Annotated in this window: 10 protein-coding genes; 7 read left to right on the forward strand and 3 right to left on the reverse strand. The window is 64.0% G+C overall.

All coding sequences use genetic code 11. The features are described from left to right. Positions 1-111: 111 nt before the first annotated feature. Positions 112-1401 carry an L-rhamnose catabolism isomerase gene (rhaI, locus tag AC0CMF_RS10275; RefSeq protein ID WP_374631356.1) on the reverse strand — a complete coding sequence of 430 codons (1290 nt, stop codon included), beginning with the start codon at positions 1399-1401 and terminating at the stop codon, positions 112-114. A 12-nt stretch (positions 1402-1413) separates the two neighbouring features. Continuing rightward, a complete protein-coding gene (locus tag AC0CMF_RS10280) occupies positions 1414-3516 on the reverse strand; it encodes a bifunctional rhamnulose-1-phosphate aldolase/short-chain dehydrogenase (protein ID WP_123194900.1) in 2103 nt (700 codons plus the stop codon). A gap of 188 nt (positions 3517-3704) precedes the next feature. Between AC0CMF_RS10280 and AC0CMF_RS10285 the strand changes: the two genes are divergently transcribed. The 7 genes from AC0CMF_RS10285 to AC0CMF_RS10315 all read left to right on the forward strand — a co-directional run bounded on the left by AC0CMF_RS10285 (position 3705) and on the right by AC0CMF_RS10315 (position 11075). Continuing rightward, positions 3705-4511: a DeoR/GlpR family DNA-binding transcription regulator gene (locus AC0CMF_RS10285; RefSeq protein ID WP_094463331.1), complete on the forward strand. Its 807-nt coding sequence runs from the start codon at positions 3705-3707 to the stop codon at positions 4509-4511. Positions 4512-4571: 60 nt separating this feature from the next. Continuing rightward, positions 4572-5564: a rhamnose ABC transporter substrate-binding protein gene (gene rhaS / locus AC0CMF_RS10290; protein WP_374631353.1), complete on the forward strand. Its 993-nt coding sequence runs from the start codon at positions 4572-4574 to the stop codon at positions 5562-5564. Positions 5565-5676: 112 nt separating this feature from the next. Next, complete coding sequence (locus tag AC0CMF_RS10295) at positions 5677-7260, forward strand: sugar ABC transporter ATP-binding protein (RefSeq protein ID WP_374631351.1); 1584 nt, start codon at positions 5677-5679, stop codon at positions 7258-7260. Next, entirely contained in the window at positions 7257-8240 is a 984-nt protein-coding gene (locus tag AC0CMF_RS10300; protein ID WP_472481600.1) for an ABC transporter permease, read from the forward strand. The genes AC0CMF_RS10295 and AC0CMF_RS10300 overlap by 4 nt, the downstream gene beginning before the upstream one ends. Further along, positions 8237-9271: an ABC transporter permease gene (locus tag AC0CMF_RS10305; RefSeq protein ID WP_374631347.1), complete on the forward strand. Its 1035-nt coding sequence runs from the start codon at positions 8237-8239 to the stop codon at positions 9269-9271. Before AC0CMF_RS10300 ends, AC0CMF_RS10305 begins: the two co-directional genes overlap by 4 nt. Before the next feature lies 1 nt (position 9272). Further along, a complete protein-coding gene (gene rhaM, locus AC0CMF_RS10310; protein WP_374631345.1) occupies positions 9273-9587 on the forward strand; it encodes an L-rhamnose mutarotase in 315 nt (104 codons plus the stop codon). Between the two features lie 6 nt (positions 9588-9593). After that, entirely contained in the window at positions 9594-11075 is a 1482-nt protein-coding gene (locus AC0CMF_RS10315; protein ID WP_472481603.1) for an FGGY-family carbohydrate kinase, read from the forward strand. A 204-nt stretch (positions 11076-11279) separates the two neighbouring features. Here AC0CMF_RS10315 and kdgR read toward each other — a convergent pair whose 3' ends face one another. Continuing rightward, positions 11280-12101, reverse strand: a complete 822-nt coding sequence (gene kdgR / locus AC0CMF_RS10320) for a DNA-binding transcriptional regulator KdgR (protein WP_374631390.1) — start codon at positions 12099-12101, stop codon at positions 11280-11282. Positions 12102-12156 lie beyond the last annotated feature (55 nt).

Raw genomic sequence — 12156 nt, forward strand, 5'->3', positions numbered from 1 at the left:
CCACCAGGGGGAGGGGGGCGGCAAGGTCCTGAAACGTATCAGACACAACACTACGGGCTCCCGTCTGCGCCTGATGTTTGAGCCTGCAGTTCATGCGCCAAGCCTAAACTCTCACACAATCCCCCCGCCAGCGCCGGAAACCGCCGGCCGGACCTCTGCGGCGCGGGCGCGGTAGCCGGAGGCGCGGTAGGTGGAGACGGGGTCGATGGCGCCGCCCGATTCCAGACGGGCCATGGCGAGGATGGGCTCCACATCGGTGCGGAAGGCGGTCTTCAGCGTGGTGGTGGCCATCAGCGCGTCGTTGCCGTCCTGGAAGCCGTCGAGCGCCTTGCGGTCCACCAGCAGGGCCTGCGCATAGGCACGCTGCACCTCCATGGCGCTGACCATCAGGCTTTCGATCGGGTCGGTGACATTGTGCGACTGGTCCAGCATGTGCGAGGGGGCAAAGCCCGGCGCCTTGCGGGTTTCCGCGTCCACCAGCTCGTTGAAGACGAGGAACAGCCGGTAGGGATCGACCGAGCCGGTGTCGAGATCGTCGTCGCCATATTTGCTGTCATTGAAATGGAAGCCGCCCAGCTTGCCGGAGTGGATGAGGCGGGCGACGATCATTTCGATGTTCACGTTGGGCGCATGGTGGCCGAGGTCCACCAGACAGAAGGCCTTGGGGCCCAGCTCCTGCGCGATGAGATAGTTCGTGCCCCAGTCCTGCACCACGGTGGAATAGAAGGCGGGCTCATACATCTTGTGCTCGGTGAAGAGCCGCCAGTCCTCCGGCAGGGCGGCGTAGATCTGCCGGGCTGCTTCCAGATAGCGCTCGAACTGGCGGGTGAAATGCGCCTGGCCGGGGAAGTTGGAGCCGTCGCCGATCCACACGGTCAGCGCCTTCGAGCCAATGGCGCGGCCAAGCTCGATACATTCGATGTTGTGCTCCACCGCCTGCGCGCGGGTGGCGGCATCCGTGTGGGAGAGGGAGCCGAACTTGTAGGAATGGGCCTGTCCGGCCTGATCCTGGAAGGTGTTGGAGTTCATGGCGTCAAAGCCGAGGCCGAGGCTGTCCGCCTTGGCCTTCAGCTCTGCCGGATCGGCCTTGTCCCACGGGATATGCAGGGAGACGGAGGGTGTGGCCCGGGTCAGCTGCTGGATGACGCCGCAGTCCTCCAGCTTGTCGAAGATGTGGCGCGGCTCGCCGGCGCCGGGGAAACGGGCAAAGCGGGTGCCGCCGGTGCCAACGCCCCAAGAGGGCACGGCGACGCCATAGGCGGCAACCTTTGCCTTCACCGCGTTGATATCGATGCCCCGGCGGGCGAGCCGCTCGCCAAGGCTGTCATAGTCGCGCGCGAGGTCCGCTTTGCGGGCGGCATTGTCCTTCTCAAGGACATCAGAACCGATCATCTGGGTCATGGATGGCCTCCGTCAGCGGGTGAAGGACTGGACGTTGCCCGCGTCCACGTTGATGATGTTGCCGGTGGACTTGGCCGATGCTTCGCTGGCGAAGAAATAGGTGGCCTCTGCAATGTCTTCCGGCAGCACGGAGCGCTTCAGCAGCGAGCGCTGGCGGTAATGCTCTTCCAGATCCGCCGTATCCTTGCCATAGGCCTGCGCGCGTTCCTTCAACCAGTCGCCCGACCAGATCTTGGAGCCGCGCAGCACCGCATCCGGATTGACCACGTTGACACGGATGCCATCCGGCGCCCCTTCCAGCGCAAGGCAGCGGGCGAGGTGGATTTCCGAGGCCTTGGCCGTGCAATAGGCGCTGGCGCCTGGCGAGGCGGCAAGGCCGTTCTTGGAGGCGATGAAGACAATGGAGCCGCCGATCCCTTGCGCCTTCATCACCTTGAAGGCGCTGCGGGAAACAAGGAAATAGCCGGTCGAAAGGATCGACATGTTCTTGTTCCACAGCTCAAGGCTGGTTTCCTCGATGGGCGCCGAGGAGGCGATACCGGCGTTCGACACCAGAATGTCGATGCCGCCGAATTCGGTGCAGGCTTCCGCATAGGCCCGCTCCACCGCGTCCTCGCTGGTCACATCCATGACCACCGTGCGCACCACGTCGCCGGAATGGCGGGCGGCCAGGCGCTCTGCCGTCTGGGCGAGGGAATTTGCGTCGATATCGGCCAGCACCACGCAGGCGCCTTCGCTCATCAGCCGCTCCGCCGTTGCCGAGCCGATGCCGCCAGCTCCGCCGGTGACGAAGGCGATACGGCCGGCAAGGCTCTTCGGCTTGGGCATGCGCTGGAGCTTGGCTTCCTCAAGCAGCCAGTATTCGATGTCGAAAGCTTCCTGCTCCGGCAGGCCGCAATAGGTGGAAACGCCGGAAGCGCCGCGCATCACGTTGATGGCGTTGACGTAGAACTCGCCCGAGATGCGGGCCGTGGCCTTGTCTTTGGCGAAGGTGATCATGCCGACGCCGGGCACCAGATAGACAACGGCATTGGGATCACGCAGGGCTGGGCTGTCCGCATGCTTGCAGCGCTCGTAATAGGCCGTGTAGTCCTGCCGGTAGGCGGCAACCGCATCCGGCAGGCCCTTGAGCACAGCGTCCACATCCGGATTTGCCGGATCAAGGTTTACCACCAGTGGGCGGATCTTGGTGCGCAGGAAGTGATCCGGGCAGCTGGTGCCTAGGGCCGCGAGGGCTTCCATGTCCTTCGCGCAGACGAATTCCAGCACGGCATCGCTGTCGTCAAAGTGGCCGGCCATGTGCTGCTGGCCGCTGACCATGCCACGGATGGCGGGCATCAGGCGCGCAGCAATGGCGCGGCGCTCATCACGCGGCAGGATGGGGTGCTTCTGGCCGCCGAAAGCGGCCTTGCCAGCCAGCTTGCCCTCGAACCAGGCCATCGCCTTGCTGATGATTTCGATGGTCGTCTCGTAGCAGGTGCGCGCATCATCGGCCCAGGTGAAGAGGCCATGGCTTTCCAGCACGACGCCGCGCGCCTCCGGGTTTTCGAGGCAGAATTTTTCCAGCCACAGGCCCAGCTCATAGCCGGGGCGCTTCCACGGCAGCCAGCCGATGTCTTTGCCGAAGATCTCTTCCGTCAGCGCCTTGCTGTCCTTCGAGGCGGCAATGGCGATGATCGCGTCGGGGTGCATGTGGTCCACGTGCTTTTTCGGCACATAGGCATGCAGCGGCGTGTCGATGGAGGCGGCGCGCGGGTTGAGATTGAAGGTGCAGTGGGGCAGCAGGCCCACCATCTCGTCCTCGAAGGCGACGCCCCGGTAAATGCCCTTCAGCGCCCGCAGCTTGTCCATGTAGAGCGTGGCGAACCCGTCGAGCTTGATGGTGCCCACGTCACCGCCGGAGCCCTTGACCCACAGCACTTCCGCCATTCCGCCGGTCAGCGGATCCTTTTCCATCACCTTGGCAGAGGTGTTGCCGCCGCCATAGTTGGTGATGCGCTTGTCGGACCCGAGCAGGTTCGAGCGGTAGAGCAGGCGGCCGGATTCGGTCATGGCCGAGGCCTTGGCCTCATCCCACAGGTTTGCGAGCCGGGAACCGGCGGCGGAATCAGTCATGTCTTCCTCCCAAGGACAAGCTGGAACGGGGCCAGCTTTTGACCGGAGACTTGCCGTGATACGTCTCGTTGTCAATCAGTTTCGATCATGATCGATCAAAAATGACGCTGCATTGCAGCAATATGACGAATCATGATTGACACTGCGCGAATTTGATGGAAGCCTGAGCGGGAAGTCGGGAGGATTGCATGCACGAGAAAGAGCGCCACAGGATCATCTTGTCCGCCGTTCAGGACCGTCCGGTCGTGACTGTTGCGGAACTGGTGGCGCTGACCGATTCCTCGGAAGCGACCATCCGCCGGGATATCGCGGCGCTGCATGTGCAGAAGAAGCTGCGCCGGGTGCGCGGCGGGGCGGAATCGATCACGCCGCCGCAGTTCGTCGGGCTGGCGGGCCGCCCCTTCAGCGTCAACGAGGCGATCAACGCGCAGCAGAAGCGGGCGATCGCCCGGGCGGCGGTGGAGCTTTGCACTGACGGCGATGCGATCATCATCAACGGTGGCACCACCACTTTCCAGATGGTGCATCCGCTGGCCAGCAAGCGCATGCAGATCTTCACCAACTCGTTCCCGATTGCCGAGCACCTGCTCAAGCATTCGAAGAACACAATCATCCTCTCCGGCGGAGTGATCTACCGGGAGCAGAACATCATCCTGAGCCCCTTCGACAATGACGTGACGCGCAATTTCTATGCGCGGCGCATGTTCATGGGGGCGCAAGGTCTGGGGCCGCTGGGGCTGATGGAGGCGGATCCGCTTCTCATCCAGGCGGAGCAGAAACTGATCGGGCAGGCGGATGAACTGGTGGTTCTGGCGGACTCGTCCAAGTTCCGCAGCCGTTCCAGCCTGATCCTGTGCCCGCTGGACCGCATCGCCACGGTGATCACCGACGAGGGCATTCCGGACAGCGCTGCGCAAATGCTGGAGCAGGCCGGTGTGCAGGTGATTGCTGCACCCGTCGAGGCCGCTCAGGCGAGTGCCGCCGGCGGGGGCTGACGAAACAACGATTTCTGACCGGCGGGAGGAACAGCCGGTGGAATGACTGGGAGGAAGACAATGACATTCATGAAGACACTTCTGGCGGCAACCGCTGTTGCGGCTCTCGCATTCTCCGCTCCGGCCCATGCCGAAACCAAGCGCATTGCGCTGGTGGTGAAGGCGCTGGGCATCGGCTTCTTTGAAGCGGCCAACAAGGGCGCGCAGGAAGCTGCGAAGGAACTGGGCGATGTGGAGATCATCTACACCGGCCCGACCGGCACCACGGCTGAAGGCCAGATCGAGGTGATCAATGCGCTGATCGCCCAGAGGGTGGATGCGATTGCCATCTCGGCCAATGATCAGGACGGGCTGGTTCCGGCCCTGAAGAGGGCAATGGACCGGGGCATCACCGTGATTTCCTGGGACTCGGGCGTGGCGCCGGAAGGCCGCCAGCTGCATCTCAACCCCTCGTCCAACCCGCTGATCGGCAACATGATCATCAAGCTGGCGGCAGATCACCTGCCGGAGGGCGGTGATGTGGCCGTTCTGTCGGCCTCTGCCACGGCGACGAACCAGAACATCTGGATCGAGGAGATGAACAAGGTCAAGGACACCTACAAGGGCATCAATGTGGTCGCCACCGTCTATGGCGATGACCTTGCCGACAAGTCCTACCGTGAGGCCCAGGGCCTGATGCAGACCTATCCGGATCTGAAGGCGATCATTGCCCCGACCTCCGTCGGCATCGTTGCGGCGGCGCAGGCTGTCACCGATGCGGGCAAGGCCGGTCAGGTCAATGTGACGGGTCTCGGCCTGCCGTCCGAAATGGCCGGTCACATCAAGTCGGGCGCCTCCAAGTCCTTCGCCATCTGGAACCCGATCGACCTCGGCTATGCCGCGACGATGCTGTCCTACAACCTTGCCACCGGCAAGGCCGAAGCCAAGCCGGGCGCAGAAATTCCGATGGGCCGCATGGGCACCTTGACGCTGGATGACAGCAACACGGGGGCCATGGCGGACCCGTTTGTCTATGACAGCTCCAACATCGACGAGTTCAAGGACATTTTCTGAGACCTCCCAGGCCTCAAGATGTGCCCGGCCGTGACATGCCGTCACTGATGCCGTCACTGGCCGGGCACCGTCCGCGATCCCGATGAAACATCACACATGACGCCGGGGTTCCATGCCCCGGCATAACCGGGGCATTGCCATGCTTGCCAACTTCCCGGATCAGCCGGGTGCAGCCTTGCACCCGGCCAGCGCAAAGGACCAGCCGGTCCTGTCGCTGACCGGTATTTCCAAGTCCTTTCCGGGCGTCAAGGCGCTGTCGGGCGTGTCGCTGGATCTCTATCCGGGGCAGGTGACGGCGCTGATCGGGGAAAATGGTGCGGGCAAGTCCACCATCGTCAAGGTTCTGACCGGCATCTACCAGCCGGATGCGGGCGAGATCCGCGTCGACGGACAGCCGATCACCTTTCCCGCAGCGGAAGCGGCCGCAAAGGCCGGGGTGACGGCGATCCATCAGGAAACCGTGCTCTTTGACGAGCTGACGGTGGCAGAGAACATCTTCATCGGCCATGCCCCGCGCAGCCGCTTCGGCCTCATCGACTGGCGCAAGATGCGCTCGCAGGCCCGGCGCCTTTTGGAGCGGATCGGCGCGCAGATTGACCCGGACGTGCAGCTGAAGGACCTCGGCATCGCCAGCCGCCATCTGGTGGCCATTGCCCGTGCCCTGTCGATTGATGCGCGCGTCGTGATCATGGACGAGCCGACGGCGGCACTGTCGCACAAGGAAATCGAGGAAACCTACGAGCTGGTGGACCGGCTGAAGGCCGAAGGAAAGGCCATCCTCTTCATCAGCCACAAGTTCGACGAAATCTTCCGCGTCGCCGACCGCTACACCGTCTTCCGCGACGGGGAGCTTGTCGGCGCCGGGCATATCCGCGATGTGCGCGAGGGCGACCTTGTGCGCATGATGGTGGGCCGCCCGGTGGATCAGGTGTTCCCCAAGCGCATCCCGAAGCTGGGCGGAGAGCTGCTGAAGGTGGTGGGCTACTCCCACCCGACCGAGTTCGAGGACATCAATTTCACCCTGCGTGCCGGTGAAATCCTTGGCTTTTATGGTCTTGTCGGTGCCGGGCGCAGCGAGTTCATGCAGGCGCTGTTCGGCATCACGAAACCCTCCAAGGGGGCGATCCGCATTGACGGCGAGGTGGCGGTGATCCGCTCCCCCAATGCGGCCATCCGGCAGGGCATCGTCTATGTGCCGGAGGACCGGGGCAAGCAGGGGGCGGTGAAGGGCCTGCCGATCTTCCAGAATGTCACCCTGCCGTCGCTGCAGGCGGTCTCCCGCAAGGGCTTTCTCAAGATGACGGAAGAGTTTGCGCTGGCGCGGGACTACACCCGCCGGCTGGACCTGCGGGCGGCTGCGCTTGATCAGGATATCGGCCTTCTCTCGGGCGGCAACCAGCAGAAGGTGATCATCGCCAAATGGCTGGCGACCCGGCCCCGCGTCATCATTCTGGACGAGCCGACCAAGGGCATCGACATCGGCTCCAAGGCGGCGGTGCATGAGTTCATGGCGGAACTGGCGGCCGAAGGGCTCGCGGTCATTCTCGTTTCGTCCGAGATTCCGGAGGTGCTGGGCATGTCCGACCGCGTGATCGTGATGCGCGAAGGGCGGATTGCCGCCGAGTTCGAGGGAGAGGCGATGACGCCGGAAAATCTGGTCCGGGCCGCTGCCGGGATCGAGGAGGGCCAAGCATGAGCATCCGTCTTTCCCATGGCCGCGAGCTGGTGCTGGCGGGTGCGATGGTGGCGCTGACCGGGCTGATCGCCTCGCGCTTTCCCGGCTTTGTCGCGCCTGCCAATCTCGCCAGCGTATTCAATGACACGGCGCCGCTGATCATTCTGGCGCTGGGCCAGATGGCGGTGATCCTGACCCGGTGCATCGATCTGTCGGTGGCAGCCAACCTGGCGCTCACGGGCATGGTGGCGGCGCTGGTCAACACCATGATGCCGGATCTGCCGGTGCCGCTGATCATTCTCCTGTCCATCACGCTGGGCGCGGGGCTCGGGCTGATCAACGGCCTGCTGGTCTGGCGTCTGTCGATCCCGCCGATCGTGGTGACGCTGGGCACGATGACCATCTTCCGGGGTATCATCTTCCTCATTTCCGAAGGGCGCTGGATCAACGCGCATCAGATGAGCGATGCCTTCAAGGCCTTTCCGCGCACGGTGGTTCTGGGCCTGCCGGTGCTGTCCTGGATCGCGATTGCGGTTGTCACCGGCTTTGCCATTCTGGTCACCCGCACCGCGCTGGGCCGCGCTTTCCATGCGGTGGGCGGCAATCCGCATGCGGCGCAATATGCAGGCATCGACACGGGCCGTACCCAATGCGCTGCCTTCGTGCTGTCCGGCGCGCTAGCCGGGCTCACCGGCTATCTCTGGGTGGCGCGCTATGCGGTCGCTTACGTGGATATTGCCGGAGGCTTTGAACTGGATGTGGTGGCGGCCTGCGTCATCGGCGGCATTTCCATCGCTGGCGGTGCGGGCAGCGTGGCGGGGGCGGTGCTGGGGGCGCTGTTCCTCGGCATCATCAAGAATGCGCTGCCGGTGGTCAATGTTTCGCCCTTCTGGCAGCTCGCCATCTCCGGTTCGGCCATCCTGATCGCAGTGGCGGTGAATGTTACCCAGAACCGGCCGAAGGGCCGGGTCATCCTGAAAGCGGCGGAGCACACGGCATGACATCCGTTTCCCTTCAAACACCCGGTTCAGGGACGCCCGGCGGCGGGCGGCAGATCCCCGACCGGCTGCGCAGCCCGCTGCAGCGGATCACCTCAAGCTGGGAACTGATGCTCTTTGGCGTCGCCGTGGCGATTTTCATCCTGAATGCGCTGGCCTCGCCCTATTTCCTCGATCCGTGGAACCTGTCTGATGCCACGTTCAATTTCACCGAAAAGGCGATGATCGCCTTTGCCATGGCGCTGCTGATCATCTCCGGCGAGATTGATCTGTCGGTCGCCGCCATCATCGCACTCGCCTCAACCGCCATGGGCTATGCGGTGCAGATGGGCGCCGACACGCCCACGCTGGTGGCCATCGGTCTCGGTGCCGGGCTGCTGTGCGGGGTGGTGAACGGCGCACTTGTCACGGGTCTGGGCCTGCCGTCGATTGTCGTCACCATCGGCACCATGAGCCTCTTCCGCGGCATCTCCTACATTGTGCTCGGCGACAAGGCCTTTACCGGCTATCCGGCGTCCTTCGCCTGGTTCGGGCAGGGCTATGTCTGGTGGGTGATCTCCTTCGAGCTGGTGCTCTTTGCCGTGCTCGCCGTGCTGTTCGGCCTGCTGCTGCATGCCACCACCTTCGGCCGGGCGGTCTATGCCATCGGCAACAATCCGGTGGCGGCGCTCTTCTCCGGCATCCGGGTGGCGCGGGTGAAGTTTGCCCTGTTCCTGCTCACCGGCCTCATGTCCGGCGTTGCCGCCGTGTGCCTCACCTCGCGGCTTGGCGCCACGCGCCCGTCCATCGCCTCGGGCATGGAGCTGGAAGTGGTGACCATGGTGGTGCTGGGCGGGGTCAGCATTCTGGGCGGGGCGGGCAGCATCGCCGGGGTCGTGATCGCGGCACTGGTGATGGGGCTGGTGACCTTTGGCCTTGGTCTTCTCAACGTGCCGGGCATCGTCATGTCGATCTTCACCGGCCTGCTGCTGATCGGCGTCATCGCCCTGCCGCGCCTTGCCCGCCAGATCCTGCAGCGCCGCAAGGGAGCGTGAGATGGAGAAATATGCCTTCAAGATGAAGCTCAATCCCGGCATGGAGGCCGAATACCGCCGCCGGCATGACGAGATCTGGCCGGAGCTTTCCGCCCTGCTGAAGGAAGCCGGCATCCGCGACTATTCCATCCATCTCGACCGGGAGACGAATATCCTCTTCGCCGTGATGTGGCGCGAGAGCGCGGAAAAGGTGGCGAACCTTCCGGCGTCGCCGGTGATGCAGCGCTGGTGGGCGCATATGGCCGATATCATGGAAACGAAGCCGGACAACGAGCCGGTAGCGATTGCGCTCGAAACCGTCTTCCACATGGATTGACCCGGCATGACCAGTTTGCGCAACATCGCGGTGATCGACATCGGCAAGACCAACGCCAAGGTGGCGGTGGTGGACATCGCGCGCCGGCAGGAACTGGGCGTGCGGCGGCGGCCGAACCTTGTGCTGACGGACGGGCCCTATCCGCATTTCGATGTGGAAGGGCTCTGGAGCTTCTTTCTGGAAAGCCTGAAGGAACTGGCGGCAGAGCACCGGATTGACGGCATCAGCGTCACCACCCATGGCGCCTCAGCCGTGCTGCTGGATGCCTCCGGCAAGCTGGCGGCGCCGGTGCTCGATTATGAGTTCACCGGCCCGGATGACCTTGCCGGCCAATATGATGCCCTGCGGCCCGATTTTGCGCAGACGGGCTCGCCGCGCCTGCCCATGGGGCTCAATCTGGGGGCGCAGCTTCACTGGCTGCTGGAAACGCAAGAGGGCCTGCGGAAGCGCACCGCGCAGGTTCTCACCTATCCGCAATACTGGACCTATCGCCTGACGGGCGTTGCCGCCTGCGAGGTGACGTCACTGGGCTGCCATACGGATCTGTGGAACCCGTTCGAGGGCGTGTTTTCGCCGCTGGTGTCACGGCTCGGACTTGAGGGCCGCATGGCGCCGGTGCGCAAGGCTGGTGACGTGCTGGGCCCGCTGCTGCCGGATGTGGCGGAACGGGCCGGGCTGCCGGAAGGCCTCCCTGTTGCCTGTGGCATCCATGACAGCAATGCCTCGCTCTATCCGCATCTTCTGGCCCGGCAGGGGGCTTTCTCCGTCGTCTCCACCGGCACCTGGGTGATTTCGCTCAGCGTTGGGGGCGGGCACGTAACGCTCGATCCGGCCCGTGACACGCTGGCCAATGTGAATGCACTTGGCGGTGCGGTGCCGTCTGCCCGCTTCATGGGCGGGCGCGAGTTTGATCTGATGATGGAGGGGCACGAAAGAGCCAGCACGGATGCTGACGCGCTGCAGGTTCTGGACCGTTCCATCCTGCTTCTGCCCGCCGTCGAGCCTCGCTCCGGCCCGTTTCAGGGCAGGGTGCAGCGCTGGAGCGTGGACGAGGCCAGTCTGTCTGATGGCCAGCGCTACGCGGCGGTGTCCTTCTATCTGGCGCTTGTGACGGCGGAATGCCTTGCCATGACCGGGGGCGAGGGGCCGGTGATCGTGGAAGGACCGTTTGCCGCCAACCGGCTTTACCTCGCTATGCTGGAAGCCGCCACTGCCCGCAAGGTGCAGGTTGGTGACGGGTCGGTTACCGGCACCAGCATCGGTGCGGCGCTGCTGCTGGCGGGTGATGAAGGACGGGACGGGGAAGGCACGGTGCAGGATGAGGCGGTTGCCGTCATACCGGAAGACGGTCTTGCCGCCTACGCCGCTGCGTGGCGGCAGGTGGTGGCTGAGGCACGGCCTTTCAGCCCCCCTCCCCCTCGTGGGGAGGGGCAAGGGGGTGGGGGGGAAGCCTCTCCGGTTGGCAGAAAAACAAATGATCCCGAGTAGCAGTTCTTTCTGGTGATCTCTTTAGGAAACAGATAGTTGCGGGCTCAGAGCCCCCCACCCCTTACCCCTCCCCACGAGGGGGAGGGGGGCAGAGACGTCTTGCCCCAAACTGCATGCATCACTGCGGGCGTGTGTTTGTAACTGGTGTGTGAAGTTGGCTGGCCCAAGGGAAAGAGGAGCGTTGTGGCCACGCTCCGGACGGTATCACACCAGCTTGTCCGGCGGGCAGCCCAGCGCGGCGGAGGCCTCGCGGGAGGCGGATTTCAGCAGGCCTGCGTATTCGGCCTTGCGGGTTTCATCGAAGCGGAACAGCGGGAAGGAAATGCTGATGGCGGCGATGGAGCGGCCCAGGTGGTCCAGAACCGGAATGGCCATGCAGCGCACACCGGCCTCGCTTTCCTCGATCTCTTCGGCAAAGCCCTGCGCGCGGACCTGAAGAATGGCGGCGAAAAGGGCGTCTGCGTCGGTGATCGTGCGCGGGGCCAGCTTCGGCATCTCCATGCGGGCGAGGCGCTCGCCGATCTCCTCGTCGCTGCGCCAGGCGAGCAGGGCCTTGCCCAGCGAGGTGCTGTGCAGCGGATTGCGGCGGCCGAGGGTGGATTGGGTGGAGAGGTTGTAGAAGGAATCGTATTTGTGGATGTAGGCGACGCGCTGCTCCCGGTCGTCCATGACGCCGAGATTGATGCATTCGCCCGTCGCCCGGGACAGGCGTCCCATCACCTTGTCGGCGATGCGGATCAGGTCCGATTCCTCGTTGAGAGAGCGGGCACCAAGGCTGAAGAGCTTGAGGGTGAGGCGGTATTTCTCCGTGTCCCCGTCCTGCTCGGCATAACCGAGGTCCACCATGGTCTGCAGCAGACGGTGGGCCGTGGTCTTTGACGTCATGGCCCGCTGGGCGATGACGGCAAGGCTTGCCTGCCGCTCGTCAACCAATGCCTCCAGCACGGCGAAAACCTTGAGGACCGCAGCGGCATTTTCGGTTTTGGGTTCGGCTCTGGAAGAGACTTTGGACTTGCTGTCGGGCATTTTTCTCGTTCAGTATTTTTTGAAATGCCATTCTGAAATTTGAATCTCTGCCTGT

It is taken from the genome of Pannonibacter sp. CBAS1226 (assembly GCF_055685825.1).

What these genes read in the sequence shown, in the direction of transcription:
- rhaI (WP_374631356.1), bottom strand. Translation starts at nt 1,401, where the DNA reads ATGACCCAGATGATCGGTTCTGATGTCCTTGAGAAGGACAATGCCGCC.
- AC0CMF_RS10280 (WP_123194900.1), bottom strand. Translation starts at nt 3,516, where the DNA reads ATGACTGATTCCGCCGCCGGTTCCCGGCTCGCAAACCTGTGGGATGAG.
- AC0CMF_RS10285 (WP_094463331.1), top strand. Translation starts at nt 3,705, where the DNA reads ATGCACGAGAAAGAGCGCCACAGGATCATCTTGTCCGCCGTTCAGGAC.
- rhaS (WP_374631353.1), top strand. Translation starts at nt 4,572, where the DNA reads ATGACATTCATGAAGACACTTCTGGCGGCAACCGCTGTTGCGGCTCTC.
- AC0CMF_RS10295 (WP_374631351.1), top strand. Translation starts at nt 5,677, where the DNA reads ATGCCCCGGCATAACCGGGGCATTGCCATGCTTGCCAACTTCCCGGAT.
- AC0CMF_RS10300 (WP_472481600.1), top strand. Translation starts at nt 7,257, where the DNA reads ATGAGCATCCGTCTTTCCCATGGCCGCGAGCTGGTGCTGGCGGGTGCG.
- AC0CMF_RS10305 (WP_374631347.1), top strand. Translation starts at nt 8,237, where the DNA reads ATGACATCCGTTTCCCTTCAAACACCCGGTTCAGGGACGCCCGGCGGC.
- rhaM (WP_374631345.1), top strand. Translation starts at nt 9,273, where the DNA reads ATGGAGAAATATGCCTTCAAGATGAAGCTCAATCCCGGCATGGAGGCC.
- AC0CMF_RS10315 (WP_472481603.1), top strand. Translation starts at nt 9,594, where the DNA reads ATGACCAGTTTGCGCAACATCGCGGTGATCGACATCGGCAAGACCAAC.
- kdgR (WP_374631390.1), bottom strand. Translation starts at nt 12,101, where the DNA reads ATGCCCGACAGCAAGTCCAAAGTCTCTTCCAGAGCCGAACCCAAAACC.